General features: G+C 61.4%; 24 protein-coding genes and 5 pseudogenes. 19 read left to right on the top strand and 10 right to left on the bottom strand.

Annotated features, from left to right (window positions below; all coding sequences use genetic code 11):
* Both NKI08_RS32320 and NKI08_RS32315 read left to right on the top strand, forming a co-directional pair.
* A pseudogene (locus tag NKI08_RS32320) lies at positions 1-277 on the top strand (IS3 family transposase); the annotation flags it as partial.
* Positions 278-426: 149 nt separating this feature from the next.
* Positions 427-1947, top strand: coding sequence for an FAD-dependent oxidoreductase (locus NKI08_RS32315; RefSeq protein ID WP_352775251.1), 1521 nt, complete (start codon positions 427-429; stop codon positions 1945-1947).
* A gap of 199 nt (positions 1948-2146) precedes the next feature.
* Here the strand turns inward: NKI08_RS32315 and NKI08_RS32310 are convergent.
* Together NKI08_RS32310 and NKI08_RS32305 are read right to left on the bottom strand one after the other, a co-directional pair.
* Positions 2147-2291, bottom strand: a pseudogene (locus NKI08_RS32310) (ferritin-like domain-containing protein); the annotation flags it as partial.
* A 192-nt stretch (positions 2292-2483) separates the two neighbouring features.
* On the bottom strand, positions 2484-2765 hold the full coding sequence (locus NKI08_RS32305; RefSeq protein WP_352473173.1) for a hypothetical protein: 282 nt from the start codon (positions 2763-2765) through the stop codon (positions 2484-2486).
* Positions 2766-3225: 460 nt separating this feature from the next.
* Here NKI08_RS32305 and NKI08_RS32300 point away from each other — a divergent pair.
* The 3 genes and pseudogenes from NKI08_RS32300 to NKI08_RS32290 all read left to right on the top strand — a co-directional run.
* Positions 3226-3805: pseudogene (locus NKI08_RS32300) on the top strand (transposase); the annotation flags it as partial.
* A gap of 214 nt (positions 3806-4019) precedes the next feature.
* The gene (locus tag NKI08_RS32295; RefSeq protein ID WP_352775248.1) at positions 4020-4682 is read left to right on the top strand and encodes a nucleotidyltransferase domain-containing protein; all 663 of its coding nucleotides are present in this window, start codon (positions 4020-4022) and stop codon (positions 4680-4682) included.
* Positions 4683-4779: 97 nt separating this feature from the next.
* Positions 4780-5094, top strand: coding sequence for a hypothetical protein (locus NKI08_RS32290; protein ID WP_352775245.1), 315 nt, complete (start codon positions 4780-4782; stop codon positions 5092-5094).
* 41 nt (positions 5095-5135) lie between these two features.
* On the opposite strand, the gene NKI08_RS32285 is transcribed toward NKI08_RS32290, so the two are convergent.
* Complete coding sequence (locus tag NKI08_RS32285) at positions 5136-5816, bottom strand: GntR family transcriptional regulator (protein WP_352775242.1); 681 nt, start codon at positions 5814-5816, stop codon at positions 5136-5138.
* A gap of 230 nt (positions 5817-6046) precedes the next feature.
* Between NKI08_RS32285 and NKI08_RS32280 the strand changes: the two genes are divergently transcribed.
* The 7 genes from NKI08_RS32280 to NKI08_RS32250 all read left to right on the top strand — a co-directional run bounded on the left by NKI08_RS32280 (position 6047) and on the right by NKI08_RS32250 (position 14504).
* On the top strand, positions 6047-7174 hold the full coding sequence (locus NKI08_RS32280; RefSeq protein WP_352775239.1) for a sugar ABC transporter substrate-binding protein: 1128 nt from the start codon (positions 6047-6049) through the stop codon (positions 7172-7174).
* A gap of 71 nt (positions 7175-7245) precedes the next feature.
* Positions 7246-8784 (top strand): sugar ABC transporter ATP-binding protein, encoded by a 1539-nt coding sequence (locus NKI08_RS32275; RefSeq protein WP_352775236.1) that lies wholly within the window; start codon positions 7246-7248, stop codon positions 8782-8784.
* Entirely contained in the window at positions 8781-10853 is a 2073-nt protein-coding gene (locus NKI08_RS32270) for an ABC transporter permease (RefSeq protein ID WP_352775234.1), read from the top strand. The genes NKI08_RS32275 and NKI08_RS32270 overlap by 4 nt, the downstream gene beginning before the upstream one ends.
* 13 nt (positions 10854-10866) lie before the next feature.
* The gene (locus NKI08_RS32265; protein ID WP_352775231.1) at positions 10867-11673 is read left to right on the top strand and encodes an SDR family oxidoreductase; all 807 of its coding nucleotides are present in this window, start codon (positions 10867-10869) and stop codon (positions 11671-11673) included.
* A gap of 10 nt (positions 11674-11683) precedes the next feature.
* The gene (locus tag NKI08_RS32260) at positions 11684-12631 is read left to right on the top strand and encodes a 3-hydroxyacyl-CoA dehydrogenase (RefSeq protein ID WP_352775228.1); all 948 of its coding nucleotides are present in this window, start codon (positions 11684-11686) and stop codon (positions 12629-12631) included.
* Complete coding sequence (kce, locus tag NKI08_RS32255) at positions 12628-13590, top strand: 3,5-dioxohexanoate:acetyl-CoA acetone transferase (protein WP_352775225.1); 963 nt, start codon at positions 12628-12630, stop codon at positions 13588-13590. Before NKI08_RS32260 ends, kce begins: the two co-directional genes overlap by 4 nt.
* Positions 13591-13625: 35 nt before the next feature.
* The gene (locus NKI08_RS32250; RefSeq protein ID WP_352542530.1) at positions 13626-14504 is read left to right on the top strand and encodes an SMP-30/gluconolactonase/LRE family protein; all 879 of its coding nucleotides are present in this window, start codon (positions 13626-13628) and stop codon (positions 14502-14504) included.
* A 485-nt stretch (positions 14505-14989) separates the two neighbouring features.
* On the opposite strand, the gene NKI08_RS32245 is transcribed toward NKI08_RS32250, so the two are convergent.
* Entirely contained in the window at positions 14990-15127 is a 138-nt protein-coding gene (locus NKI08_RS32245; protein ID WP_352775253.1) for a hypothetical protein, read from the bottom strand.
* 527 nt (positions 15128-15654) lie between these two features.
* Between NKI08_RS32245 and NKI08_RS32240 the strand changes: the two are divergent.
* Positions 15655-15952 (top strand): annotated as a pseudogene (locus NKI08_RS32240) (type II toxin-antitoxin system Phd/YefM family antitoxin).
* Positions 15953-15976: 24 nt separating this feature from the next.
* Positions 15977-16315: pseudogene (locus tag NKI08_RS32235) on the top strand (plasmid maintenance toxin (PemK-like)); the annotation flags it as partial.
* Between the two features lie 55 nt (positions 16316-16370).
* Here the strand turns inward: NKI08_RS32235 and NKI08_RS32230 are convergent.
* The 5 genes from NKI08_RS32230 to NKI08_RS32210 all read right to left on the bottom strand — a co-directional run bounded on the left by NKI08_RS32230 (position 16371) and on the right by NKI08_RS32210 (position 20744).
* On the bottom strand, positions 16371-16823 hold the full coding sequence (locus NKI08_RS32230; protein WP_352473188.1) for an MAPEG family protein: 453 nt from the start codon (positions 16821-16823) through the stop codon (positions 16371-16373).
* A 6-nt stretch (positions 16824-16829) separates the two neighbouring features.
* Positions 16830-17336, bottom strand: coding sequence for an SRPBCC family protein (locus NKI08_RS32225; RefSeq protein WP_352473189.1), 507 nt, complete (start codon positions 17334-17336; stop codon positions 16830-16832).
* A gap of 1 nt (position 17337) precedes the next feature.
* A complete protein-coding gene (locus NKI08_RS32220; protein WP_352775221.1) occupies positions 17338-17685 on the bottom strand; it encodes an ArsR/SmtB family transcription factor in 348 nt (115 codons plus the stop codon).
* 187 nt (positions 17686-17872) lie between these two features.
* The gene (locus tag NKI08_RS32215; RefSeq protein ID WP_352775218.1) at positions 17873-19192 is read right to left on the bottom strand and encodes a DUF2130 domain-containing protein; all 1320 of its coding nucleotides are present in this window, start codon (positions 19190-19192) and stop codon (positions 17873-17875) included.
* A gap of 670 nt (positions 19193-19862) precedes the next feature.
* Positions 19863-20744 carry a LysR family transcriptional regulator gene (locus tag NKI08_RS32210; RefSeq protein ID WP_352775216.1) on the bottom strand — a complete coding sequence of 294 codons (882 nt, stop codon included), beginning with the start codon at positions 20742-20744 and terminating at the stop codon, positions 19863-19865.
* Between the two features lie 223 nt (positions 20745-20967).
* Between NKI08_RS32210 and NKI08_RS32205 the strand changes: the two genes are divergently transcribed.
* The 5 genes from NKI08_RS32205 (at position 20968) to NKI08_RS34800 (ending at position 26528) form a co-directional block, all read left to right on the top strand.
* Positions 20968-23157: a xanthine dehydrogenase family protein molybdopterin-binding subunit gene (locus NKI08_RS32205; protein WP_352775213.1), complete on the top strand. Its 2190-nt coding sequence runs from the start codon at positions 20968-20970 to the stop codon at positions 23155-23157.
* Positions 23158-23170: 13 nt separating this feature from the next.
* The gene (locus NKI08_RS32200; RefSeq protein ID WP_352775210.1) at positions 23171-23620 is read left to right on the top strand and encodes a (2Fe-2S)-binding protein; all 450 of its coding nucleotides are present in this window, start codon (positions 23171-23173) and stop codon (positions 23618-23620) included.
* On the top strand, positions 23620-24210 hold the full coding sequence (locus NKI08_RS32195) for a hypothetical protein (RefSeq protein WP_352775208.1): 591 nt from the start codon (positions 23620-23622) through the stop codon (positions 24208-24210). Before NKI08_RS32200 ends, NKI08_RS32195 begins: the two co-directional genes overlap by 1 nt.
* Complete coding sequence (locus tag NKI08_RS32190; RefSeq protein WP_352775206.1) at positions 24198-25283, top strand: MBL fold metallo-hydrolase; 1086 nt, start codon at positions 24198-24200, stop codon at positions 25281-25283. The genes NKI08_RS32195 and NKI08_RS32190 overlap by 13 nt, the downstream gene beginning before the upstream one ends.
* 849 nt (positions 25284-26132) lie before the next feature.
* The gene (locus tag NKI08_RS34800; protein ID WP_502895762.1) at positions 26133-26528 is read left to right on the top strand and encodes a Y4oE-related protein; all 396 of its coding nucleotides are present in this window, start codon (positions 26133-26135) and stop codon (positions 26526-26528) included.
* 95 nt (positions 26529-26623) lie between these two features.
* Here NKI08_RS34800 and NKI08_RS32185 read toward each other — a convergent pair whose 3' ends face one another.
* Positions 26624-26875 carry a toxin-antitoxin system HicB family antitoxin gene (locus tag NKI08_RS32185; RefSeq protein ID WP_352775204.1) on the bottom strand — a complete coding sequence of 84 codons (252 nt, stop codon included), beginning with the start codon at positions 26873-26875 and terminating at the stop codon, positions 26624-26626.
* Positions 26876-26973: the final 98 nt, after the last annotated feature.

The following is a 26973-nucleotide window of genomic DNA, read 5'->3' as shown; positions in this document are numbered from 1 at the left end:
ATCACCTCATGAACGTGAACACAACGCCCGGCCCAGGGATGCCATGGATAAAGAAACTTGCGTTCCTCGGTCCCGTGGGCGTTCTCTCGTCGTGTTGTACAACACCGCCCGGCCGCATTCCCAAATCGCCTGGCAGACACCGGCCGAGTTCGCCACCACCTTCAATCTGCGACGGTCGCTCGCGCTGCGCGATGCCAAAGGCTCCGCGCCAGCGCCCGTCGCTTCACCCGCCCAGCAGGGCACAACCCACGCCGGAAACGAACTCAAAACTGGATAGAAACTGGGGGCAACGTCACCGCCGACCACATGACCCAGAAGGAAAACGCCAAGTTGAGGCGCAGATAGCCTGCAGGCATTCAAAAAGCCATCGAGGAACTTTGAACCGTCGCGGCCGTTTACCGGCTATCGCGTCCGGAAAGTTCCGCCATGAATGTCAGCGACGAAAGGACTGTATCCCTTTGGGCGACAACCGAAGTAGCGCCTGATGCAGTTCCGCTCGAGCGGAGTGAACAGGTCGATGTCGTGGTCGTCGGATCTGGCATTGCCGGACTGTCGGTCGCGTACGAACTGGCCATCGCCGGGCAAAACGTGGCAGTGCTCGATCGCGGCCGGATCGGAAGCGGCATGACGGCCCGCACCACCGCGCATCTGTCATCGATCTGCGACGACTACTTTTCGGAACTGATCAAATTGCGTGGCGAGGAACTGGCGCGGATCTACTACCAAAGCCAGTCGGCCGCTATCGACCGTATCCGATCGATTCAGGAGGCGGAGGGCATGCCGTGTGATTTCCGCCGCCTCGAAGGCTTTCTGTTTCCGGCGTCGGGCAGGAAGGAATCCGTCATCGAGCGCGAACTGGACGCCGCTCTGAAGATCGGAGTCGACGTCGAGAAAATCGTGGGCGTGCCGCTTGCTGGGTTTTCGGACGCGCCCGTCCTTCGTTATTCCAATCAGGCGACATTCCACCCGCTCAAATATCTCCGCGGGCTGGCTGCCGGCATCCGCGCGCGCGGCGGCGCGCTTTATGCGGATACCATCGTCGACAAAGTCGAGGAGACTGACGGCGGCGTGCGCGTAACCACGGTCTCAGGCTTTGCCGTGTCTGCCAAATCGGCCGTTGTCGCCACCAACTCGCCGATCAACGATCGGGTGGCGCTACACACCAAACAGGCGCCGTATCGGACCTACGCGATGGCATTCGAGATCGCGCGCGACATTTTGCCGGATGCACTCTATTGGGACACGCTGGACCCCTATCACTACGTCCGTCTGCAGCCTGGCGAAGGCAAGACCGACTTTCTGATCGTCGGTGGTGAGGATCACAAGACAGGGCAGGCCGACGACGCCGACGACCGCTTCGCTGCCCTGGCGGCCTGGACCAAAGGGTTGGTGGCCGATATCGGCGCGGAAGCCAATCGATGGTCCGGGCAGGTAATGGAGACCGTCGATTACGCCGGGTTCATCGGCCGTAATCCCGGCAACGGGCACGTCTTCGTTGCTACCGGCGATTCCGGTCAGGGCATCACCCATGGGGTTGTGGCCGGCCAATTGATTTCCGACCTGATCCTGAAGGGGGAAAGCCCCTGGCGGGAACTTTACGAACCCTCTCGCAAGACGGCACGCGCGATCGGCGATTACTTGGCGGAGAATGCGACAGCGATCAGGAGTTTTGCCGAGTATGTCGCGCCTGGTGAAATTGATGCCGCCGATAAGCTGCGGCCCGGACAGGGCGCTATCGTCCGCCAGGGGCTTACCAAAGTCGCGGCCTTTCGCGATGAGGACGGCACGCTCTACAAGCGATCGGCCGCATGCACCCATGTCGGTTGCCATGTCCATTGGAACTCGTTGGAACGCTGCTGGGACTGCCCCTGCCACGGCTCGCATTTTGCCGTCGATGGCACGGCTTTGAACGGACCGGCCGTAGCGCCCCTGGCTGAGGTGGAATAGCTATGGCGACACCCGTTGAGGCGAGATGCCGCAATGCCAGCTCAGGCGAAGATGCTGCTTGGTAGCCGCTCGACACTGGCACTCGATGGACCCCATCGCCAGGTAATTCGTAGGTCGATCCCCGAATCTTTCTCGGCTTTGGAATCCGCTGTGCGGCCAATCACTCTGCATTCAATCCACCTTTCCTCCATCGCAAACGTCAGGTGCTTTTGAGCGCTTCGTTCATCCCGTTCGGGTAGAAGCCGCCCTTGCTGACGCCGGCCTTGTCGGTTGAGATAGACTTCCTGGGGCGTCCTCGTGAAGGCGATCGCATCCGGGGTCCATGGAACGATATTGGCTCTGCCCTTGCCAGCCAGACGAAGTGACCGTCCGACCGGGCCTTACACGCGCAGCTTTCAGTTCCGACGGCACCCAAGTCGCAATTATTTCCGGCGAAGAAAGGGTCCGTATCGTTCGCGTTTTCCAGACACCCAACGACCTCATTGACTTCGCCCGGCGCACCTCCCAGAGCTTGACCAAGACCGCTCTGGTCTTGATCAATGCGCCACGCCGTCGGATGCGTGCAGAAGTCTCCAGGTCAAGCCGATGCTGCCATCGAACTCGGATGCAAAATGTTCGGCGGCGACACCTTCCAGGCCGTCATCGACAAGAGCCTCGATGGTTCGTCGCACCAGCGCGAGCTGCATCTCGCGGGCGTGTGCCAGGTCTGTCTCTCTCATGATTTCCGTGACGTGGTAGGCGACAACGGGCTGGCCGAGGCAAGACATGAGCGCGCTCGCTTCTGACGTCACTGCGGTAACTGCGTCTTCGATCTTCATTCTGGCGCTCCTCATCAAACATGATGCGGCGCCTCCCCATGACACGACGGTGTTCCGTCGCTTCTTTTTCAATTTCGAATGTCGTGAGTGAAAGTCTGGTGCGCGAACAGGAGAATTACCCTCTCTTGTTCCAATCTCCTTGAGCAGCCACGCTACCCAAATCAGTATGCTGCAAAATTGAATTAAAGGCGACCGAATAGTTAATCGATGGTTAATGGCTGCGCTCGCATCTCGGGCATTCGGCGCATGAAACATCGGGCAGGTCCGCCTCGCGCCTCATGTCAGCCATTGAAGGCACTGTTGCCACTGCCTGAACGCAGACATTGTTGGCGATCATTTTGGAGGTCGCGGTTGCGCCAGGAGCAGCGGTGAGCCCAGGCAATCTGATTGGGAGCGTGACCTTGCCCCTCTTATCTAATCCGGTTTGAAGTTCGTTCTGGCCCATCGAGAGGACCAGGACATGAAACGTAGCCGCTTCTCTGAAGAGCAGATCATCGGAATTTTGAAGGAACATGAGGCCGGGGTATCGGTTGCCGATCTGTGCCGCAAACACGGGGTCAGCGACGCCTCGATTTACAACTGGAAGGCCCGCTTCGGCGGGATGGATGTCTCCGAGGCTCGGCGACTGAAGGGTCTGGAGGACGAGAACACGCGGCTGAAGCGGCTTCTGGCCGACGCCATGCTCGACAATGCCGCGTTGAAGGATCTTGTGGGAAAGAAATGGTGACGCCCGCGGCCAAGCGGAAAGCTGTCGCTCGCCTGAAGGAAGGCTTCGGGATGAGCGAACGGCGGGCGTGTAAAGCCATCGGCTGTTGCCGCATGACGGTTCGCTACGAGACCAGCAGGCCGGACGACCGCGAGCTTCGCGAGCGGATGAAGGCGATCGCGCAGGAGCGTCGCCGGTTCGGCTACCGGCGTCTTCTCGTGATGCTGAGGCGGGAGGGCCTGGTGTGAACCGCAAGAAGCTGTTCCGGCTCTATCGGGAGGAGAAGCTCGCCGTTCGCCGCCGACCGGGCATTGGACGGACTGAAGCAGAAAGAAGATAATGAAATGGATAAGATAGAGCGGCATCTTGCTCTTGCTCCTACGATGGACTGGATGAACGTGGCGATCAACATCTTTCGGATACATTCGAGATAGCGGCGCAGCAGCCGCCAAGCTCAGATAACAGGACATCTGTTTAGAAAACCAAACATCAGATTTGATATCCGGCAGTCGGCGTGCTATGGCTCCAGAGCAGAAGGAACTTGCGCCATGGCACGCTCGACCGCTCAAAGCGCTTTGCGCTATCCACTCACCATTATGCTCGGCACCGACGCAAGCGTGAGATTGCTCCGGGAATTATCCCGGCACGGCGGCTTGCTTTCTTCACCATTGCTTGCGGCTCGTAGCGGGCTTGCGAGGGCAAGCGTGTGGTCTGCTCTCGCAACCTTGGAGGGGATTGGCATCGTATCTTCAGAGGGAACGGGCAGGGCTCGTCTTTATCGGTTGAATGATCGCCATCCACTGGCGACATCACTGGAAGCCCTCTTTGAGCAGGAGGCGCTTAGGTATTCCAACATTCGCGCTGTAGTCACTGAGGCGGTCTCCGCAGTTCGGCCGAACGTACTCGCGGCCTGGATTTACGGCAGCGTGGCGAGGGGCGAGGACCGTCCAGACAGCGATCTCGACATCGCAGTGGTTACGCCATCCGAAAAGCTAGAAAGCGCGCTCCAAGAGATCCGTGAGGCACTGGTGACCCACGGTGAAGAGCTTGGCTTCAATCCCTCGGTGGTGGGACTCACTCCGCAGGATGTGGCGAGACTGTCGAGCACGGGAGACCCTTGGTGGGGCGGCGTCGAAGCAAATGCCCTGCTCGTCTTGGGTCCACGCCCGGACGAACTCGCAACAAAAACTCGCCAGAAGGCGTTGGCATGACCAGAAGAGGCGCGACGAAAGCAGTCGAGACAGGCTTTGGCGAGGAGCGATTGCGCATCGCCCGCTCATATTTGAAGGCTGCCCGTTTGGAGGTGCAATGTCTGAAACGGGTGACATCGGCAATCCGGCTATGTCGCAGATCGTGAATGCGGCAATAGCATACGCCGATGCGCTCACTGCCCGATTTGCAGGAACGATCAACCGCGCGGATCATGCGGCCGTGGTGAAAACCATGCGCGATGCGCTTAGAAATCGCCTTCCTGCAGCGCAGGCCAGCCGGTTGCGGAGCATTCTCCATGAGAAGGACGAAGCTCAATACGGAATCAGGCCAAAATCACTAACCGAAGCCGAGAGCTTGCTCGACAAGTTGGAAAAGTTCGCGGAGTGGGCGGAAAAAGAACTGGAAGTCTGATCAGCAATGGAGGCGGCATGTCGCTTATGGCGACCTGAATGTTACTTCAGCAGTTTGATCAGCACTGTGAAAGCCGCGTCGATGTCAGCGCGAACCGCGGCCCGGACAGCTTCCGCGTTGCGGTCTCGCAGCGCTGCAAACATCTGCTGATGGTGCTGGTTGGCGGTCGAATAGTTTCCAGAATCGTGCAGCATGTTGAAATAGGGACTGATCTGCAGCCACAGGTTCTCGATGATGTTGAGCATGTTTTCCGAACCCGCGGCTCGATAGATGGAGAAATGAAAGGCGTAGTTGGCCCTGAGGTAGGATTTGACGTCGCCGGCGGCATTGGCCTGTTCGAGTGCGTCCAGATGCTGGCTCAGCAGCGCCACGCTGGGATCGTCCATTCGCTCGGCCGCCCATGCGGCGGCGATCGCCTCGATCTCAAACCTCACGTTCCTGAGATCGATGAGTCGCGCGCGGCTTAATGCCGGTATCCCGATCGAACGGCCCGAAACCACCATCAATGCGTTGGCGGCGCTCAGACGCCGCAGGGCCTCGCGAACCGGCATCGGGCTGACGCCGAAAGCGTCGGCGAGGCTCTGCACCGTCACCATTTCACCTGGAACGATACTGCCGTCGAGGATCAACTCGGTGACGTGCCGGTAAACCCTGTCCTGCAGGGTTTCCCTAGACAGCGGCGTAATCTCGACGCCCGGCTTCCTGAATGCCGCCCCAGCCATCTGTGCCTACCTTTCCCCAAACGGCGACGCTCTTGTCCTACCCGGCGCCTGTGCCCGGAATGCAAGGTTCGGATTGCCGCGTCAAGCGCCGGCGTATCCGGCTTTTACCCACTAGCATTTCATCATTGATCTTTGATCAAATCATGATACGGTCAGCTGCATCGAATGACAAGGAGCACGTTTCGTGCCCTTGGGAGGCATTTGGTCGTCTGAATTGGGAGGAGTTTCGAATGGGTATCGGATCGAAAGCCCGGCGGCTCGCGCTGCTTGCCGGCATGGCTGTTTGCGCCTTTGGGATGTCGGCGGCCGAGGCGGCCGGAAAGCACAAAATATTTCTCAGCATGAGCTTCATCGGCAATGATTGGCAGGCCGAGGCCGCCAACATGGTCAAGGCGATGGCGTCGCACAAGAGCATGGCCGAGAAGGTCGACCTCCAGGTTCAGGTGGCCGGGCCGAACGCACAGCGCCAGATCCAGCAGATCAACGCGATGGTGCAGGCAGGTGCCGAAGCCATCGTGATCTTCCCGATCTCGCCGACAGCGCTCAACCAGGTGGTGAAGAACGCCTGCGACAAGGGGGTAAAGGTGTTTGCCTATGATGCCGAGATCACAGAGCCCTGCGCCTACAACGTCCATATCGATCAGGAAGAGGCTGGCCGCGTGACGGCGGAGTGGCTGGTCAAGAAGCTCAATGGCAAGGGCAACATCATCGCAGTGACCGGCGTTCCCGGCACCTCGGTCGACGATCTGCGCACCAAGGCCGCAAAGGAGGTGTTTGCCAAGCATCCCGACATCAAGATCGTGGGCGAGGCTGTCGGTATGTGGAGCCAGGCGGTGGCCCGTACCGAACTTTCCAAGATATTGGCGACGCGCAGCTGGGACGACATAAATGGGCTGTGGATGCAGGTCGGCTGCTTCACCGCCAATTCCATGCAGCTCGAGGCCGGCAAGAAGAGCAGCGAATTACTTCCTTGCGCCGGCGAGGGCTCCAATGGCGGGCGCATCCAGATGCTGCCGGAGGGCACGGAGGTCGAGGGCGCAGCCTCTCCCTATGCGCCGCTCGGCGCGCCCCGGATCTCCTATGCATCGCCGCCCTATTCCGGCGCGCTTGCCCTCAAGCTTGCAGTCGAGGCGCTTGACGGCAAGGAGGTTGCCAAGAAGACGATCCTGCCACTGCCGGTCGTCACCAACGACACGATAAAGCTTTGTGACGAAGGCACCTGGGCGGAGATGAAGGCTGGCTGTAACGCCTTCAAACCGTCGCTGGTCTCCAACCCCGGCTGGTTCGCCTCGATCTTCTCCGACCAGACACCTGAAATCGGTCTCGCGGCCGCCCTTGTCGGCCAGCCCGAGGAGTAAGGCTCTCCGAATGGGGCGTGGGGTGCTTTGGAGGCACTCCCACGCACCCCGTGCAGGCCGGGACTGGAAGCATGATGTCAGCGCAATCGACAGCTGTCGGCATAGAGGGCGTCCGCAAGGCGTTTGGCGCGACGGTCGCCCTCGATGGCGTCTCCTTTGAGATCGTTTCGGGCAGCGTGCACGCGCTGCTAGGCGAAAACGGTGCCGGCAAGTCGACGCTCGTCAAGCTGCTGTCGGGACTGGTGCGGCCCGACGAAGGGCAAATCACCGTTCTTGGTGAACCGGCGCCACTCGGTTCGCCGCGCGCCGCGCACGCCAAAGGCGTGCAGACAGCCTTCCAGGAAATGACGCTGGTGCGCGATCTCAGGGTTCTCGACAACATGCTGCTGCCCTACGCGCCTGTCGGCCCGAGCGGCCTGATCAGGCGGGCGAGCGCGCGCAGGGCGGTGCGCCAGCACATTTCAGATCTCGGCTTTTCGGTCGATCTTGATGCCGAGGTCGCGACCCTCGATCTCGCCGTCCGCCAGAAGATCGAAATCGCGCGCGCGCTCTATCGCAAGCCGCGCATCCTCCTGCTCGACGAACCGACCTCGACGCTGTCGGGCGGCGATGTCGAATGGCTGGGCGGCATCATCGCGCGACTTAAGGCCGCCGGCACGACGGTCGTGTTCATCACCCACCGCATGCGAGAGGTGCGGGCCTTCTGCGACACGCTGACCATTCTCAGAAACGGCCGTCACATCGTGACGGCGCCGGTGGCCGACGTCCCGGATGGAGAAGTGATCGAAAAGATCATCGGTCGCAGCATCGCCCAGACCTTTCCGCCGAAACCCGAAAGCGAGGCGGTCTTCGGTCCGCCGGTGCTCGGCGTACGCGATCTCAAGGCCGGCATGAAGCTCGACGGCGTCGGTTTCGACCTGCACAAGGGCGAGATTCTCGGCATTGCCGGGCTTCAGGGCATGGGCCAACTCGACCTGTTCCTCGCCTGCTTCGGCATGGCCGAGATCGAGCGCGGCCATATCCTGGTCGACGGGCGCGAAGTGTGGCTCGGCTCGCCCGCCGATGCGCTCAAGCCCAACATGGCGATCGGGCTGGTGCCGGAGGACCGCAAGACCGAAGGTCTGTTCCTGAAGCTCTCGGGCCGGCAAAACGTATCGCTGCCGGTCGTCGCGCGTTTTACCCGATTTGGCCTGATCAGCAGGCACGAGGAGGCGCAGGCCGTCCAGTCCGCCTTCTCGGCGGTCGAGGTCGACCACCGCGCCATGTGGACGAGGGCGGGGGCGTTTTCGGGCGGTAACCAGCAGAAGATCGCCATCGCCAAATGGCTGGTCGCCGAGAGCCGCATCCTGCTGCTCTTCGACCCAACCCGCGGCATCGACGTCGGCACCAAGCACGAGCTCTATGTGATGATGCGCGACTATGTGGCGGCCGGCGGCTCGATCCTTCTGCATTCAACCGAAATTCCCGAGCTGGTCCATCAATGCGACCGAGTGCTCGTCCTCTATGACGGTCGCCTGGTGGCGGAGCTTGCCGGCAGCCACATCACGGAAGGCGCGATCATGCGACCGGCGCTGGGGCAAGGCGAGTTGGTCCGGGAGGCGGCGGAATGAGCGTGACGAGTTTGCCCGCGGCGGCACCGGCCGCGACATTGACGCGGCTTCTCGCGCGGCACAGCGGCGCGATCATCGCGGCGATCGTCTTTGCGGTGCTCCTGCTTGTCGTCGATCTGGTCAGTGCCGGGCGGCTCACCTATTTCGACATTTCGTTTCTCTCCAGCGGCGGCGCCACCTCGGCACTGGCGGCGATCGGCCAGACGGTGGTCATCCTGTCCGGCGGTTTCGACCTGTCCGCCGGCGCGGTGATCTCGCTGGTCAATGTCGTCCTCGCAAAAGGTATGGATCCGATGGCGACCGGCACCAGTGTCGCGCTGTGGACCTTGGCCGGAATTGGTGTCGGCATGCTGGTCGGCGCCTTTAACGGCTTCTTCATTGCCGTCCTGCGCATGCAGCCTATCGTCGTCACGCTGTCGACCATGTTCATCCTGCAGGGGGTAACGCTGCTGGTCATGGACAAGCCGGGCGGCTTCGTCTCGTCCGATCTTGGCGCCTTCTATCTCGGTGATGCTATCGCCGGCTGGATACCGATGCCGCTGGTGGTCATCGGCGTCGTCCTGCTCGCTTGGTTCTGGCTCAAAGGCACACGCTTCGGGACGGCGCTTTATGCCGTCGGCAGCGATCCGGACGCGGCCGCTTCGGTCGGCGTGCGCGTCGTTCTCGTGCGCTTCCTAGTCTATGTCATAGCCGGCGGCTGCTACGGGCTCGCCGGCGTCTTCATCAGCGCACAGACGGGCAGCGGCGATCCGCTCGTCGGTAACCCGTTGTTGCTGTCAATGTTCGCGGCGGTCGTCGTCGGCGGTACAAGGCTGGGCGGCGGTCAAGGCGGGCCGGTTGGCACCGTCTTCGGCGCCTACATCCTGATGATGGTCGTCAACATCCTGCTCGTACTCAACGTCTCGGCCTATTATTCGACGATCGCCGAGGGCACGATCCTGATCCTTGCCGTGCTTGCCGGCTCGCTGTCGCATGGCTCCGTGCTCGCCCGCCAACTGCGTGCGCTGCGGGCGCGGTTGGCCGCATGGCGCGCCGGAATGCTGCCCTCCCAGATCGATCGCACCGACCGGCGGCTGAGGATCGCGCATGGCAGCACCGACGATCAGCAGGCGCCGCAGCCGGCCTTCCATATACGCAATGCCGAGACGCTGCGTTATGCGCTGCCGGCCTATGTCTGCGTGGCCGTCGTCGTGATCGTCACCCAGATCTGGCTCGGACGCGCCATCGTCAACGTCACCTACTGGAACTCGCTTTTCGTGCTGTCGAGCTTCCTCGCCGTCCTGGCGCTTGGGCAAGGCAGCGTAATCCTCACCGGCGGGCTCGACCTGTCGGTGCCGTGGACGATCGGTCTCTCGGGCATCCTGCTTGCCGGCATGGTCAACGGCTCGGATGGTGCACTTGCCTATGCGCTGCCGGCGGTGCTGCTGACAGCTTGCCTGATCGGTCTTGCCAACGGCATCGGCATCGTCTTCCTCGGCATTTCGCCGATCGTGATGACGCTGGCCACCAACGGCATTCTGCAAGGCGTCGCGCTGCTTTACTCGCAGGGTACGCCGGCCGGCTTCTCCTCGCCGATGCTGCGCTGGTTCATGACCGGGAAGGTATTCGTTGTGACGCCGGTGGTGCTGTTCATGATCACCTTCGTCGCGTTTGCTGTGCTGCTGCTTGGCCGCACCCCTTTCGGCCGCCGGGTTTATGGCATCGGCAACAGCCTGCGCGCGGCCCAGCTCTCCGGCATCGCGGTCGGGCGCACGCTCATCCTCGTCTATGTGCTGTCGGCGGTCTGCGCGGGGCTCGTCGGCATCATGCTGACCGGCTTTTCCGGCCAGGCCAGCCTCGGCATGGGCGACGATTATCTGCTGCCCTCGATCGCCGTAGTCGTCGTCGGCGGTGCGCTGATCACCGGCGGGCGCGGCCACTATCTCGGCATGCTGGGGGGCGTGCTGCTTTTGACGGCGTTGCAGATGCTGCTCGCCGGCACGACGCTGCCTTACGCGACGCGGGCGATCCTGTTCGGGCTGGTGGTGCTCGCTGCCGTCATGGCGCTGCGCGAAAGGCGGATTCAATGAAAGGAATGGAATAATGAGCTCCAGCGCACCGGCATCGGCGGACGAATTCCTGACCGGGATCAAAGGCCAACGCGTGCTGGTCACGGCGGGCGCCGGCGGCATCGGCTTTGCCATTGCAGAGACATTGTCGCGGCTCGGCGCACGTGTCGTGATCTGCGACATTTCCGACGAGGCGCTGGCCGCCGCTTCAGAGAGGCTCACACTCGCCGGCGCAGTCAAAGCGGACGTTTCACGCGACGACGATGTCGACCGGCTGTTCGAGACCATAAAGGAGAAGCTCGGCGGGCTCGACGCCCTGATCAACAATGCCGGCATTGCCGGGCCGACCGGCGGGGTCGATGAGATCGATCCGGCAGACTGGCGGCGCTGCATAGATATCTGCCTGACCGGCCAGTTCCTGTGCGCGCGCCGTGCCGTGCCGCTGATCAAGGCGGCGGGCGGCGGCTCGATCGTCTCGATGTCTTCGGCCGCCGGCCGCCATGGCTATGCGTTCCGCACGCCGTACTCGGCTGCCAAGTTCGGCGTTGTCGGCCTGACCCAGAGCCTTGCCAAGGAACTCGGACCGCATGGGATCAGGGTCAATGCCATCTTGCCCGGCATCATCGAAGGGCCGCGCATCGACAAGGTCATTGCCGACCGGGCAAAGCAGCTCGGCGTTTCAAACGAGGAGATGACACAACGCTATCTGCAGAACATCTCGCTGCGCCGCATGACCAGTCCATACGATGTCGCGGCGATGGTGGCCTTCCTGCTTTCCGATGCGGGCATCAACATTTCCGGCCAGTCGCTCGGCGTCGACGGCAACGTCGAGACACTCTGAGGGGGAGATCATGGCGAAGGTAGCAATTGTCGGAAGCGGCTTCATCGGGCGAGCGTGGGCGATCAGCTTCGCTCGTGCCGGCCATGATGTGCGCATGTGGGACCAGGCGCCGGCCGCGGCAAGCAGTGCGCGCGACTATATCGCTGGGGTGCTCGGCGACCTTGCCGCCAACGATCTGCTGCGGGGACAGGCGGTCGATACCGTGCTTGGCCGCATCACCATTGTGGAGGAGCTTGGCGAGGCCCTGGCCGATGCCGTCCACGTCCAGGAGAACACGCCGGAAAACCTCGAGGTGAAGCGTGACGTGTTCTCCCGCATCGACGCACTTTCCGGTCCGCAGGCGGTGATCGCCAGTTCCACCTCGGCGCTGTTGCCGTCGAGATTCACCGATCATCTTGAGGGGCGCCATCGCTGCCTCGTCGTGCACCCGATCAATCCGCCCTATCTCATCCCGGCAGCGGAGGTGGTGCCGGCGCCATGGACCTCCGCCGAAACGGTGGAAAGGACCCGCGCGTTTCTTGTCGAGGCGGGCCATGCGCCACTGGTGATGAAGCGCGAGCTCGACGGCTTCATCATGAACCGCTTGCAAGGCGCGCTGTTGGAGGAGGCGTTTCGGCTCGTCGCGGACGGCTATGCCAGCGTCGAGGACGTCGACACTGGCCTGCGCGACGGGCTGGCGCTGCGCTGGTCGTTCATGGGTCCGTTCGAGACGATCGACCTCAATGCACCGGGTGGTGTGCGCGACTATGTCGAGCGCTATCAGGCGATCTATTCCAACATCTTCCCGCAGATGCTGCGCCGCGTCGACTGGGCCGGCGAGGTCATGGAGACGATCGAGGCCGAGCGCCGCAAGCACCTGCCGCGGGAAGAACTCGGCGAACGGCAGGTCTGGCGCGACCGCCGGCTGATGGCGCTGGCGGCGCACAAGAAAAAGTCGGATCAGGAGTTTGGACAATGACGCAAACAAGCCGCAAGCCCGGCGCCCAGCAACCCAGCGGCAAGGTCATCATCACCTGCGCGGTGACGGGGGCGATCCACACGCCGACTATGTCGCCTTATCTACCGATCACGCCGGACCAGATCGCGCGCGAGGCGATCGCGGCGGCGGAGGCGGGTGCGGCGATCCTGCATCTGCATGCCCGCGACCCCGAGACCGGCAAGCCCGACCAGACGCCAGAGGCGTTCGCGCGTTTCCTGCCGCGCGTCAAGCAAGGCACCAATGCCGCCATCAACATCACCACCGGCGGCAGTCCTTACATGAAGGTGGAGGAGCGTGTGCGCCCCGCCGCCCAATTCAAGCCGGAGGTCGCCTCGCTCAACATGGGCTCGATCAATTTCGGGCTCTATCACCTCGCCGACAAATACGAGACGTTCAAGTTCGATTGGGAAAAGCCGCATCTGGAAGCGACGCGTGATCTGGTCTTCCGCAACTCGTTCAAGGACATCGAATACATACTGGCAACCTGCTACGACAATGGGACGCGCTTCGAGTTCGAGTGCTACGACATCGCCCATCTCTATAACCTCTCCCATTTCGCCGATCGCGGGCTGGTGAAGCCGCCGTTCTTCGTGCAGTCGGTGTTCGGCCTGCTCGGCGGCATCGGCACGCACCCGGAAGACGTCGCCCATATGAAGCGCACCGCCGATCGCCTGTTCGGCGAACAGTTCCGCTGGTCGGTGCTGGGTGCGGGCGCCAGCCAGTTGCGCATCGCGGCACAATCGGCAGCGCTTGGCGGCAACATTCGCGTTGGGCTCGAAGACAGTCTTTGGGCCGGTAGGGGCAGGCTTGCCAAGTCGAATGCCGAGCAGGTGGTGCTCGCCCGCAAGATCGTCGAAGGCCTCGGCATGGAGGTGGCAACGCCCGACGAGGCCCGCGAAATCCTGTCATTGAAGGGCGGCGACCAGGTCGCGTTCTGACCGGTTTCTGCAAGGTTCGAACAGAGGAGGACGGCATGAAGATCGAAGTCGTGGTGGACGTGAAGACCACGCTGGGCGAGGGACCGCTGTGGGACGTTGAACAGGAGCGCCTCTACTGGATCGACAGTTTCGACGGGCGTGTGTTTCGGGCAACCGCCGACGGGAGCGAGATCCGTTGCTGGGACGTGCCGATGAAGATCGGTTCGATGGCATTGCGCAAGGACGGAGGTGGCGCGGTGGTATCGCTGCAGCGCGGTTTCCATCTGCTTGATTTCGCCACCGGCGAGGTGACGCCGATTCACGATCCGGAGCCGGACAGGCCGATGAACCGGCTCAATGACGGCAAGGTCGACCGGCGCGGCCGCTTCTTCGCCGGCTCAATGGACACGATGGAAGAAGGACCCTCCGGCGGACTCTACCGGCTCGATCCGGATTTCTCCGTTACCAGAATAGATTCCGGCATCATCTGCTCGAACGGTCCGTGCTGGAGCCCGGACGACCGCACCTTCTATTTCGCCGACACCTGGACCGGCGAGATCTGGGCCTACGACTACGACATCGCAACCGGTGCCGCCACCAACCGGCGCACTTTCACGCGTGTCGATACCAGCCGGGGAGGAGCGGCTGACGGCTCAACTGTCGATGCGGAAGGATTCCTGTGGAACGCGCTGGTCTATGATGGCAGGCTGGTCCGCTACGCGCCCGACGGCAGCGTTGATCGCATCATCGACATGCCCGTCAAGAAGATCACCAGCGTCATGTTCGGCGGGCCGAGGCTCGACACCCTGTACGTCACTTCGATGGCCAAGCCGCCGCTGCCGCGCTTTCCGGGCGACGGAGTTTTACGCGGCAGCCTTTTTGCCATCACCGGCCTCGGCGTAACGGGAGTTCCCGAGCCAAGATTTGCCGCGTAAATCGGTGCGTAGTGGCGATGTCCTTCCTGCCTGCTTGGTGCCACCCCAACGTCCCGCCGCAGGGCAACTGGCGCTGGAAGCTCGTGCCCTGCGGTTCTGATGGAACCCACAATGAGAGGCTTGAGGCGCCTTCGCCTGACGTGCGCGCGAACATGTCCCTGGAGAAACCATCAAGCGAGCCTTGGAAACCTGCTCGCAACAAGAAATCCACCCATTAGCAACTCCAATGCATCGAGTGCCTCTTCGTCCCGCAAATCGGTCAGAGCCACGCTGTCCACGAAGACAACCTTTTCATTGTCTATGTCATAGACTTCCCAAAGCCCGTCCCTGATCCTTCGGATGGCGTGTCGACGCTCCATAAGCGGAACCTAATACTCGAGTCGCGGCGACGTTGATAGAAAATTCGGGCACGAGCCGATCATAATAGTGGAAAACCGCAGGTCGCCCTGACGATGCTCTTACGATCGAGTCCACGAAGAAGCGCTTCAGAAAACGAAGAGCACCGATGGCGGCAGCACGACAGGCGCTGCGCCGGCTATCACCAGTCCTGTGTTGAGGGCAGGTTGGTTTCCGCCATCAATCGTTTCGTCATCGACCACAAGGCTGCAGTCATAGCCCTTCATCTGGACCGACGATCCCGACAAAATCATCACGGCCGCCGTGCGCGGGCACCAGGTGCTGGAGTCGATCCATAGCATTGACTATAGCATTGTGGCGGTCCGCGAATGCCCACTCTGCGGCAAGCGGCCAATAGGCAAGTTCGACCCCAAACAGACGTCCTCGTCAGTCTTTCGGTAGTCGAGAGCTGCCGCGGGACGTATTGCGCTAGTGCCGCGGGATGCTCTTCGGTCATTGGCTCATAACGGTCGGGGCTTTCCTCAACCAGCCTTGCCGCCACAGACAGCATTATTCCTGTTCGTCACAGCAACGTCCGGCATCATTTCCAGTTGCGGCTGCCTACAGCAAGTGGAGGTGTTCTGGGCGTTGCGTCTTGGACAATATCGGCGGCGCACTCGCAGAACGAACTCAGGCGAACGGACGGGGGCCTTTGGAAGCTGCCCTGTCACTGCCTCGTTTTCCATTTGGCGGGCGTCCGACATTTGCGGAAGCCCGGAAAGCCCGTATATTCCGGAATAAAAGAGTCTCGCCGATGACCACAACCGTCACCGCCGCCGCCGTCTCGAAAAATTTTGGCGCCCTATCAGGATGCCGCGGTCCGCGACCCGGTAATCACCAAAAACGGTCGCCCTCGCACGGTGCTGCTGGCCTATGAGGATTTTGTCCGGCTGTCGAAGCGCGACCGGCGGGTCGATCTGAGAGCGGAACTCGCCTCGGACGAGATCGCCGCGGTCGAAGCCTCTGAAATGGAGCCCGATCTCGACCATCTCAACGACGAGCTCTCTGGGTCAAAACCCTCGGGTCGAAACCCCTCGGGGCAAAAGGCCTGACGGCAACAAAATGCCACCGGCTGAATCAAGGTCGGCCACGTCTTCCGTTACTCCTACCTCTGGCATTGGCAACATCGCGAAGGCCGCGAGGAAGGCGACAAGGACCGGCCCTGCCTGGTGCTCGCGCTGGTCGCCATGCAGGAGGACGGCTCGCCGGTCGTCCGGGTCCTGCCGATCACCCATACGCCGCCGTCCGCTCCCGATGATGCCATCGAGATTCCGGCTGCGGTCAAGCTGCGTTTGCGGCTTGACGGTGAGCGGTCGTGGATCGTTTTGACGGAAAGTAACCGGTTCGCCTGGCCGGGGCCTGACATCCGGCCGCTGGAGACGGAGAGCGGCTACTACGGGCCGCTGCCACTGGCGACGACGTCCGTGAACGACAGGATTGGAGCTTTCGGTACTGATATACGGTTCTACCTCAGGCAAAGAGCAAATCGTGGACTACGGCGCCCATCAGGACAACGATTGCGAGCAGGGAGACTGCAAAAGCGATCGTGCGCCAAGGCTGCATGGCCTTCAGATAGACTATCGAATGTACGATCCTGGCGACTACAAAAATTGCGAAAATGGGAATTGCAATTGCTGCCTTTCCTCCCGTGAAAACAAAGAGCAGGCCCAGCAGCAGAAATGGATAGATCGTGGCCTCGGCATTGCGGTGTGCGCGCAGGAGCCGCGCGACAGTTGGCGGGTCAATTTCTGACACGGGTACACCATAGCGAGCCCCATCCTCCGGATTGATTGCCACGCCACCCTTCGCGCGGATCGCCCCGCTGGAAGCCCAGAGCATCAGAAGATTAAGGCATAGAACGACGCAGGTGATGGCATACGCCACCAGAGCCGCATCTGCCGCTGTCCAGATTGATTGTTGCATCTAATGTTACTCGCCGCTGCTCGGAGCAGTTGACGGAGAGCTGGATGTCCGTTGTGCCATCGCGCCAATATGTGCGGCAAGGTTGTCCAATGTCTTGGCCGTTCCGGTGTCGATGCCCATTTTCAGATATTGCTCCAACCGTTCCGCCGAGCCGCACTCGATCCTCACCGTCAGAAACGTCTTGCCGCCAGTCTCGTCGAGAATGACACGCCCGATCGCCCCCATTGCTTCGAAGACGAGATGACGCGGCGGTGCGATCTCGCGATAGACGCCAGCGAACTGGTTGGCGCCAGGGGGATGCCGGTTGACGAACCTGAAGGCCCCTCCCGGACGCAGGTCGATCTCGCATTGTGCGAGCGGTTCGCCTGATGGATCCCACCAGCATGCCACATGCTCCGGCTGCGTCCATGCCTCGAAGACCTGTTCACAGGGCGCAGCAAGCACGCGCGTCAGAATGATCGTGTGCTTGTCCCGGTCGAGTATCAGGTCGGTGTTCGCGATCCCTGCCAGCATGCTACTTCTCCTTTTTGCCCATTTTTTCGAGGTGGCGATCCAGATTGTCGAGCCTGTCTTCCCATTGGCTGCGAAACGGCTCTACCCACTCGGCAATATCCTTGAGAGCCGTTGTCACCAGCTTGCGCGGTCGCCGCTGCGCATCACGTCCGCGTTGGATGAAACCCGCATCCTCCAGCACCTTGAGATGCTTGGAGATCGTGGGTTGACTGAGTTCGAATGGTGCCAGCAGTTCCGACACCGTGGCTTCGCCCGTCGCAAGGCGGGCCAGGATCGCGCGTCGCGTGGGATCGGAGAGGGCCGAGAATGCCTTGCTCAGACGGTCGCCGGTGGGTCCATATATTGCCATATAACTATATAGCCATATGGCGATTAACGAGTCAAGACCTTAGATAAGAGGCCGTCGGCTAGGCACGACGATTGCCTCGGGTGGGCGGGCTTCTTTTGCTTACCCTAGCCGAGGAGTCCGATGGGTATGTCTGGGGAAGCCGCTCCAGATTGCCAATCGTTTTCCTGTTGAGCTGCATACCGATTGCCTATTCGGCACCGGGCGGAGATGTTTCAATGGCCAGGACCTCCAAGGCGTCAATTTCTTGCATCACCTTTCCAGCGATGCCTTGCAAGTCGCCGTACATCCCCGCGGTCGACTCGATTACGCCTTGTATTTGAGCCTCCCGCTTGGCCCACAGGCGTGTTGTGGCCTTGCGTTCCTTGGCCAGGTCCTCCTGCATATCAGAGAACTTTTCGACGATGGCCTCGACGCGATGGCGGAACCGCGGACCGATCAGATAGCCATAGACCTGCTCCATTTTGGTGGCTTGGCCGTCCTGGGCGAGGCGGGAGTTCGCCAGCTCGATGAGTGATTGTCGCAGCATGATTGCGATCGGCATCGCGCATTTGGGATGGGCGACATAGACCCCGTCCAGAAGATCGAAGGTTTCCACACCGGCAGGCAGAGCTTCCGAGATCATAAGCGCAATGTCCGCCTTTGCGGCCCGCTGATCAGCCCTGAGCTTCCCCAACCAACCCTGGCTCCAGTTCTTGGTGCGTTTCGATTCCCACAAAATGGCGCCGCATGGCTGGCCGGCCGGTCCGACGACGCGGTGCAGGACATCTCCGCCGAACTCACCCTTGGCAACCGGTTCAATGACGTCCATCGGGAACCGGCCGGCAATGAGGGCTTCCAGCTGAAGCTCCAGAACTTCACCCTGCAGCTGCTGGGAACCCTGTTCCGCACGGCGCTTCAGCTCCTCAATCTGACGCTGCATGCCTGCGATCTGTTCTTCCTTTTCCGCGACCTTCATTTTGAGCCCGTCTTCCGCTTCCGACCTCGCCTTGACGCGAACGGCGTCCAGCCCCTCCTGGATCTTCCTTTCGATGGTCAGCGCCATCTCCCGGCTTTCGTCGTCAAGCGCACGCTGCTTTTTCAGGAATTCCGCCTGTTGCTGCTGGGCCTCGGTGAGCTTTTCGTCGCGCGCCTTCAACGTCGCCTCCAGCTCGGCAAGCTTCTTATCCTTGTCCTCCAGGTCTACCGAAAGCAGCAATTTTGCCTTGCGGGCTTCCTCGACCGCGATTCCGGCACGCTCAAGCTTGATTTGCCCAGCCACCTGGTTGGCGATGTCCTCTTTGGCGGCGACGATCTCGGCCTGCTGGCGCTTGAGCTCCTCTTCTCTGGCAGCCATCGATGCCTTGCTCTGCGCCAGGCGCATTTCGTATTCTTCACGCGTGGCGGCAATCAAAGGGGCCGCGAGCGACTCATTGAGCTTGATTTCCGTCTTGCAGCTTGGGCAGCTGATTATCGGTTCATTGAGAATCCTGTCCCCCTGCAGCATGGTATTGATGGGCTGGACGGTCATCTGCGCGCTGCCTCCCTGAGGAAGCAGTTAAAGGACACGCCAGACTATATCCCGCCACGCGTTTTCGGAAAAGAACAAAAAGTGAACCATTTTTCTGCGGCTCCATGAAGTCCATGTGATCGGCGATGTATCTGCGCGTGCTGACTGAGAAGGCGAGGGCCCGGGAGTTTTCGGTCGGGCCTATGCTGTTGGCTGCTTTGAAAGCTCGTGGGTCACCGACCAGGATGGCCGGTAACGGAATCGCCTAGCCTTGCTCTAATTTAGCTTGGGCCATATTTGCTGTGACTGAGTGGTGATCCCACAGGAATCGAACCTGTGACCTACAGATTAGGAGTTTGTCAGGCGACCTTTACTGTTGTTTCCCAATGCCGGTCTTTGTACGATTTGCGCTGCCACTAACATGTTCAAGTTGTTGTAGTTTTCGTACTGCACGGCTAAATAGCGTAGACAAACCAACAGAGCGCGTGGCATTGCTTACTATGCGTCGGCCAAACCGGACTGCCGCAACTGCGCGACGGCGTCGACCTCGCCTGGTATAGCGGTCTTACCACCATGGTTGACGCCTGCGAGGTCCAGCAGCACGCCCCTTGTCATCGGTCCAGCGTGACCAAGAGTCCGGTGTGCGTCAAATCCCGAACAAGGCCATGGTTTCTTCTTATTCCTTTTTGGGTCAGGGCGGGCAGGCGCTCTCGATTATCCTTGCCGACAACCAATCCAGGCCAACGTCCGACGTCGATCGTGCATGCCGCACGAGGCTGAACGTAAACGGATCAATGGCGAGTGGCGTTTTCAGGACCGCAAGCCCGAACTGATCGGCGTATTTGGCGGCGAGCCGGGCCGGGACCGTTGAAGAGAGATCGCCGCTCGCCACAACGCCCATGGCCGTCATGAACATCGGGACGCTGGCGACAACCCGGCGCCGAAGCCGGCGCTTCTTCAGAGCCTGATCGACCATCCCATGAAATCCACCCCTGAATGAGACGAGGATGTGATCGAGCGATAGGTATTCTTCGAGCGACATCGCCGCGTGGTGAGCGACCGGATGGTCTTTCCTGACAACAACGACAAAGTCTTCTTCGAAGACTGGCACGGCCCGGAACTCGTCGGGCAGATCCCAGACGCGCCCGATCGCCATCTCCATTTCGTTGGTGCGCAGGGCGTTCAGGCTTTCGGTTCCGACAGCGAATTGAAACGCCACCCGGCATCCAGGTGCCTCGGCACGCAACGTCCTTATCAGCGGCGGGGCAATCACGGCGCCGACAAGGTCGTTGCCGGCGAGCCGGAACGAGCGCGTGGATGTTTCGGGGTCGAAGTGCGTGGGAACCTTGAGTGCATCCTGGGCAAGTCGAAGAATGACTTCGACTTGTGGGAGAAGCTGTGAGGCACGCTGTGTCGGTTCCAGACCGTTCGGGCGCCTGACGAACAGGGGATCGTCGAAGAGTTCCCGTAGCCGAGCCAGCGCATGGCTGACGGCAGACTGGCTGACACCCAGCGTAGCCGCAACAAGCGTTGTCTTTTGCAATCGAACGAGATCCCGAAAGATCGTCAGCATGGTGAAGTCGAGCCGGCGCAGTTTCTGCTGATCGGTGTTGGCTTTGCTAGTCAACTGCATCTCCTACTTGCTGCACCAGCCATCCTGTTCGGCCATGATATCCGAATTGTTCATATCACATATCCAGCGATTTCAGTTGAACGAATAATGACTCATCCTATGATCGAAGGCGAGAGGTTCGGTCGTGGCAGTGGCCGGTCGCAAGAAGGGATCGCTGAACTTGATGGATAGTCCACTGGGCGCACCGACCAAGGTCGGATCGCTGGATCGAAGGCAATTGCTGGTCGCGACCGGCGCTCTGCTCTTGTCGGCGCAGGTCACCGTCAAAGCGCGGGCCGCATCTTCACTCCCCGACAAATTCATCAATGCCTGGCTGCGCATCGATCCAGACGACATGGTGACGATCATGCTCTCCCAGTCGGAAATGGGACAGGGCATCCAAACCACCCTTCCTTTGGTGCTCGCCGACGAACTCGGCGCCGACTGGTCGCGCGTCGCGCTTGAATGGGCCGATTTCGATCCCGCATACCGGCACCCGCAATATCAATGGATGTTCACCGGCAACAGCGAATCGATCTCGACCTTCTTCCCGATCATGCGCACCGTTGGCGCCGCCGCACGCGAGATGCTCGTCGGCGCGGCCGCGACGCGTCTGGGGGTTGCCGCTGCGAGCCTTCGCGTCGACCAGGGCCGCATCCATCATGATCCGACTGACCGGGTGGTGAGTTTTGGTTCGGTTGCCGCTGACGCGGCAAGGCTCGATATCCCAAAGGATCCTCATCTCAGGCCGATAAGCAGCTTGGAACTGATCGGCAAGCCGCAGCCACGCGTCGACATACCCTCGAAGGTCGATGGCTCGGCGATTTTCGGCATCGACGTGAAAGTGCCCGGCATGGCGGTGGCCGCCATCCGCCGCGCTCCTTCGCAAGGGGGATCGCTGGCGGCCTTCGACCCAACGGCGATCAAGGCTGAGCGCGGTGTGCTTGCCGTCGTCGAAATTCCGTCCGGCCTCGCTGTCGTTGCCAATGACTACTGGACGGCGAAGCGGGCTCTCGATGGCGCAGAGCTTACATTCAAGCCGGGTCCACTCGCCGGATATTCAACCAGTGGCCAAAGGGCCGAATATAGCGCGCTGCTGAAATCCGCGTCGTTCGACACGAAAGTCAAAGCGGGCGACGCTTCTGCCGTTCTGGCGGCTGCCGACAGCCCGCTGGAGGCTATCTTCGAAATCCCGGTGCAGGCGCACGCGGCGATGGAGCCGATGAACTGCACGGCCCATGTGACGGACGATCGGTGCGAGTTGTGGATCCCGACACAGGGCGTCGAGATCACCCACGCTGTCGCCAAGCAGATGCTGGGTCTCGCAGACGACCAGATCATCATCCACAGAACGTTGCTGGGCGGCGGCTTTGGGCGGCGGCTGCTCGCGGATTTCGCGAAGATCGCGATCCTGGTTGCAAAGGCCGCCGGCCGCCCGGTCAAGGTCATCTGGAGTCGGGAAGAGGATTTCCGCTACGACGCCTACCGCCCGCCAATGGTCCATGCAGTGAAGGCGTCTCTCGGCAATGACGGGTTGCCGGCGGCGATGACGCATCGTGTCGTCTCGCCGTCCCACATGCTCTACATTTTCCCGCGCGGTGTCATCAAGGCACAGGGCGACTGGGCGCGGCCGATCATGCCGCCGGCGGCATACGATGGCATGGCCGTCGAGGGCCTGACCGAGACGCCTTACGCCATTGCGAACTACGCGGTCGAACAACATCGCGTCGACACGCCGCTCTCGGTTTCCGTCTGGCGCACAACTGGCCACGGACCGAACAATTTCGTCCTGGAAAGCGTCATCGACGAGTTGGCGCACCGCGCAAATGCCGACCCGCTTTCGTATCGGCTGAGACTTGCCGCTTCCGATCCCCGCGCGGTCGCGGTGCTGAACGCTGTCGGCGCGCTGTGCGGCTGGCCGGCTGCATTACCGGCGGGGCGATTCCGCGGTCTGGCGCTCGCCAAAGCATTCGGCGGCTATATCGCGCAAGTCGTCGAACTCTCCGTCAAGGACAAGACCATCAAGTGTCACCATGTCTGGAGCGCCGTCGATATCGGCCAGACCCTCGACCCAGGCATTGCCAAATCCAACATCGAGGGCGGCGTGGTCTGGGGACTTTCCGGCCTGCGCACCGAGGTAACCTTCGCAGACGGCGAGATCGAGCAGACGAATTTCGATCAGTTTGACCCGCTGCACGTGTCCGAGACGCCTGTCATCACGACTCGGTTCGTCGAGAGCGGCGCCAAGCCGACAGGCGTCGGGGAGATTGGTCCGGTGCCGACGCACGCCGCTTTCTGCAACGCCGTGTTCGCCGCGACAGGCGAGCGCATCCGAGCCCTGCCGATTTCGCGCAGCGGCTACCAGCGGATCTGACGGGAGCAACGCAATGACACGATTTTCCGTCAATGGTCGCGCGGTCACGGTCGACGCCGAGCCGGACATGCCGCTGCTTTGGGCATTGCGCGATCACCTCGGCCTGACGGGCACTAAATTCGGTTGCGGCATCGCTGCCTGCGGCGCCTGTACAGTGCATGTCGATGGCCAGCCCGTGCGCTCCTGTTCCTTTTCGCTCAGTGAAGCTGAGGACAAACATGTCACGACGATCGAGGGACTTTCGGATAACCGCTCGCATCCCTTGCAGCAGGCCTGGATCGCAGAGCAGGTTCCACAATGCGGTTATTGCCAGTCCGGCATGATCATGGCCGCCGCCGCGCTGATCAACGACAAGCCGCATCCGACGGATGAAGACATCGATGCGGCAATCACCAATCTGTGCCGCTGCGGCACCTATGCCCGCATCCGCGCCGCGGTGCATCGTGCTGCGGGTGATGCGTGATGACTGGCCATCGGCTTGCGCTGGGAGCGCTCGTCGGCGTGACGATTGCCGCCGTCTCGGCGCTCGTGCAGCCGCTGTCGTCGCAAACGAACGGCGGCAGTACGGCCTCAGCCGACGCCTTCGCGACGGTCGCCCGCGTCATGACGAGCCCGCGTTGCCAGAATTGCCACACATTGACTGACTATCCGCGCCAGGGCGACGACCGGCATCGACATCTGTTTCGTGTGGCGCGTGGACCCGCGGATCATGGTGCGGCGGGCCTGCCATGTTCATCCTGTCATGGAAAATCGAACAATGCGGCCAGCGGCGTCCCCGGCGCCGACGAGAACTGGCGCCTCGCGCCACTCAGCATGGGCTGGGACGGCCTTTCGACAAATGAGCTCTGCGAACATTTGAAAGACCCGCGGCACAACGGAAACCGCACTGGCGATCAGGTCATCAACCATCTCAGATCGGCGCTTGTGAGATGGGCCTGGTCACCAGGTACCGATCGGACCGGGCAAGCACGAACGACCCCGCCGATCCCCTATGAGGAATTCGTGATGGATGCCGAAACCTGGATGAGGAGCGGAGCTGAGTGTCCGAAATAGCCAACCCTGAGGATCTGCCGGATCGCAACACACTGAACAAAGGCGCCGCCGACCGAGGTCGCCGCCACTTCCTGCAATATGTGGCCGGTGCGACAGCCGCCCGGGCCGGGTTGTGCGGGTGCGGCATTCATCCCGCCCTTGCGGCCAGCAGCACGACTACGACGCCTGGTGCGGGACCTGTGGTCGACCCTGGCAAAGGCTACCTTGTCCAGCAGATTGGCGATGGGCTTTATTGGGTTACGGATGGTGCCTACAGCACGATGTTTCTTGTCTCTTCGACCGGGGTGATCGCTTGCGATGCGCCACCCAGCCTTGGGGAAAACTACTTTAGGGCTATCGCGGACGTCACGGACAAGCCGGTGACGCATCTGGTCTACAGCCACGAACATGTCGACCATATCGCCGGCGCGCATCTGTTTGCAAAGGACGTTACGATCGTCGCCCACGCCCGGACAGCCGAACTGCTCTCATCGCGGAAGGACCAGCGGCGCCCGGCTCCAACTGTAACCTTCGAAACGACCTATACCCTTGAGCAGGGAAACCAACGCCTCGAACTGGCCTACAAGGGCATCAACCATTCGATCGACAACATCTTCATCTTCGCGCCACGCCAGAAGACCCTGATGTTCATCGACGTCGTTTATCCCGGCTGGATGCCCTACAAGAATCTCGGCGTCGCCGTCGATATTCCCGGCTTCGTCGAAGCACACCGCACTGTTCTTGCCTACGACTTCGAGACGCTGGTCGCCGGCCACGTCAGTCGTCCTGGAAACCGCGCGGATGTCGAGACCCAGGTCGAACTGGTGAAGGACCTCGTCGAGGCGGCGGAACAGGCCTACGCGAGCCTGTCCTTTCCCGCCTTCCTGAAGCAGCATCCGCCAGGGCGCAGTGGCAAAACAGCCTGGGACCTTCATCAGGGCTATGAGCAGGCCCTGGTCTCCCAGATGCATGATGGGGTGCTAACGAAATGGCGCGACAGGCTCGCCGGGACCGAAACCTACCTGCGCGACAATTGCTGGGCGATGCTCGAAACATTCGTCGTCCAGGGCAAGCCGGATATCTCCGGGCTGTAACGCAATACTGTTTGTGGATTCAACCTTCACGGCCTGCGAACCTGAGCAGGTATTGGCAATGGTCGAACGTCAGAACCTATCCACAGCAAAAGCCTTCGCAATTGCACGGCGGCAGGGCTTGACGTGCCCCACGGCAGGGCATTGACGAGGAGTTGACGGATGGCGAACGTTGTTATCGTGGCGGGCGGCTGGCATGGAGGCTGTGAGATCACGCCTTTCGCGCGCAAGCTGCGTGAACTTGGACATGAAGTCGTTTCTGCAGCTATGCTGGACCGACGTAGCAGACCAAAGTGGATTGTCACAGCCTTCGGAGTCACCCAAGCCAGGCGCGCATCAATGTGGCGCATATCTAGCCCGGATATCTCACACAGTCTTTCGGCGCGAGGCTGGCGGCGGAGATTTGCCGGCGCTTGAGCTGCGGGCAAAGGATGTCGGCCGCTTGGAGCGGACACCGCCGCGCTCAAGGCCGAGTGCGAGGCTGGCGACCGGGCGAAGGATCTGCTGGAAGCGTTCTCAACGACGCCTGCCACGACTGTCGCCGGCGTGGCGGGCAAGCTTGAGGCCGTGTTGCCCGAGGGTAAGGCCTGGGGGGAATGCTCCGAGTTCCGCTGGCCGCAAATCCGCTCCGCGCTTAGCGATCTGGTGCGCATCGCCCGGCAGAACATGCCGGAACAGTTCTTTTCACGGCGAGCAGCGTCCTAAGATCCTGAGGCGGCGGGCTGGCTGCTGTTTCCGCGGCTGAAAAATGGAGGCGCGATATTAAGATCCCGTCCAACCCAACTTCCGGCTTCAGCCGAGAGCCCCTCAGCTTGCAGTGAAGCGTCTGCCTCACGTCACCCTTCAACCGCCATGGAATTGCCAGCGCAGAGCCCTCTTGCGGCATCTCACCATCGGGCGGTGAGCGATCCCAATCTGTTGGATGCCTTCAACCGCGATGCCGCCGTGCAGAAACGGACCGTGCCTGAAGCTGCAGAGGCAGCGACTGCCCTGCGGGGAAAGACAGCCGCAACCGCAATCGCCTGGTGCGCGGTGTCGGCGTATTGCTACGGGCGGATACGGGAGTACCGGTTCTGGTTTCGGGTATTCGCCTATCTTTGCCGAAGTGGGAGCAGAGTCGGAGAAGGTTCGTCCAGGCTTTTCCCGATAGGGAAATCATGTTCGACGAGGGAACTGCCTGCTTGTCGAGAGAACGCCGGACCGAAGTCAGCCCGTCAAGGCCAGAGCCGCATCGCTGTGGCGCGTTAGGCGCCAGCCTTGACTGGCAGTCTTCGGCCCGGCGGCCGCTTTGGACGCAGGCAAAACTCCGGTACGAGCCGTACCGCTCTACCCCTCGGGGTACATTACTCCGGCAATTCGTCGCCCTTGATCGGCGCCTTCCCTTTGCCGGCCCGCTTCAGGATGTGCAGCGCCTTGGGGATGTCGGCACGGGCAGCGCGTTCCTGAAAGTAACGTTCCGTGCGCAGCGCCGAAAGCTTCTCAGCGACTGCCACATTAATGAACTGGTTGAGCGGCACGCCTTCGCTCTCCGCCACCTTGCGCGCCTCATCCAGAAGCGAGAGCTGAAGCCGCAGTGCGAAATTGCTTCTCCTCATGTCTTTTTCTCCAATCCTCTCAGCGCCTCACTTGGCGACAGGACCATGATACCGAAGCGCTCGGCCAGCTTGCCGAAGTCGCGTAGGTTGAACGTCAC

The organism is Mesorhizobium sp. M0768 (genome assembly GCF_040320195.1).
In the GTDB taxonomy this organism is placed as follows: Bacteria; Pseudomonadota; Alphaproteobacteria; order Rhizobiales; family Rhizobiaceae; genus Mesorhizobium.
Note: the sequence above shows the minus strand (reverse complement) of the source record. Positions and strands in the feature narration are given on the sequence as shown.

Bases quoted from the DNA above. Each gene is read 5' to 3' on its own strand.
- NKI08_RS32315 (WP_352775251.1), top strand. From the start codon at position 427: ATGAATGTCAGCGACGAAAGGACTGTATCCCTTTGGGCGACAACCGAA.
- NKI08_RS32305 (WP_352473173.1), bottom strand. From the start codon at position 2,765: ATGAAGATCGAAGACGCAGTTACCGCAGTGACGTCAGAAGCGAGCGCG.
- NKI08_RS32295 (WP_352775248.1), top strand. From the start codon at position 4,020: ATGGCACGCTCGACCGCTCAAAGCGCTTTGCGCTATCCACTCACCATT.
- NKI08_RS32290 (WP_352775245.1), top strand. From the start codon at position 4,780: ATGTCTGAAACGGGTGACATCGGCAATCCGGCTATGTCGCAGATCGTG.
- NKI08_RS32285 (WP_352775242.1), bottom strand. From the start codon at position 5,816: ATGGCTGGGGCGGCATTCAGGAAGCCGGGCGTCGAGATTACGCCGCTG.
- NKI08_RS32280 (WP_352775239.1), top strand. From the start codon at position 6,047: ATGGGTATCGGATCGAAAGCCCGGCGGCTCGCGCTGCTTGCCGGCATG.
- NKI08_RS32275 (WP_352775236.1), top strand. From the start codon at position 7,246: ATGATGTCAGCGCAATCGACAGCTGTCGGCATAGAGGGCGTCCGCAAG.
- NKI08_RS32270 (WP_352775234.1), top strand. From the start codon at position 8,781: ATGAGCGTGACGAGTTTGCCCGCGGCGGCACCGGCCGCGACATTGACG.
- NKI08_RS32265 (WP_352775231.1), top strand. From the start codon at position 10,867: ATGAGCTCCAGCGCACCGGCATCGGCGGACGAATTCCTGACCGGGATC.
- NKI08_RS32260 (WP_352775228.1), top strand. From the start codon at position 11,684: ATGGCGAAGGTAGCAATTGTCGGAAGCGGCTTCATCGGGCGAGCGTGG.
- kce (WP_352775225.1), top strand. From the start codon at position 12,628: ATGACGCAAACAAGCCGCAAGCCCGGCGCCCAGCAACCCAGCGGCAAG.
- NKI08_RS32250 (WP_352542530.1), top strand. From the start codon at position 13,626: ATGAAGATCGAAGTCGTGGTGGACGTGAAGACCACGCTGGGCGAGGGA.
- NKI08_RS32245 (WP_352775253.1), bottom strand. From the start codon at position 15,127: ATGAAGGGCTATGACTGCAGCCTTGTGGTCGATGACGAAACGATTGAT.
- NKI08_RS32230 (WP_352473188.1), bottom strand. From the start codon at position 16,823: ATGCAACAATCAATCTGGACAGCGGCAGATGCGGCTCTGGTGGCGTAT.
- NKI08_RS32225 (WP_352473189.1), bottom strand. From the start codon at position 17,336: ATGCTGGCAGGGATCGCGAACACCGACCTGATACTCGACCGGGACAAG.
- NKI08_RS32220 (WP_352775221.1), bottom strand. From the start codon at position 17,685: ATGGCAATATATGGACCCACCGGCGACCGTCTGAGCAAGGCATTCTCG.
- NKI08_RS32215 (WP_352775218.1), bottom strand. From the start codon at position 19,192: ATGACCGTCCAGCCCATCAATACCATGCTGCAGGGGGACAGGATTCTC.
- NKI08_RS32210 (WP_352775216.1), bottom strand. From the start codon at position 20,744: ATGCTGACGATCTTTCGGGATCTCGTTCGATTGCAAAAGACAACGCTT.
- NKI08_RS32205 (WP_352775213.1), top strand. From the start codon at position 20,968: ATGGATAGTCCACTGGGCGCACCGACCAAGGTCGGATCGCTGGATCGA.
- NKI08_RS32200 (WP_352775210.1), top strand. From the start codon at position 23,171: ATGACACGATTTTCCGTCAATGGTCGCGCGGTCACGGTCGACGCCGAG.
- NKI08_RS32195 (WP_352775208.1), top strand. From the start codon at position 23,620: ATGACTGGCCATCGGCTTGCGCTGGGAGCGCTCGTCGGCGTGACGATT.
- NKI08_RS34800 (WP_502895762.1), top strand. From the start codon at position 26,133: ATGGAATTGCCAGCGCAGAGCCCTCTTGCGGCATCTCACCATCGGGCG.
- NKI08_RS32185 (WP_352775204.1), bottom strand. From the start codon at position 26,875: ATGAGGAGAAGCAATTTCGCACTGCGGCTTCAGCTCTCGCTTCTGGAT.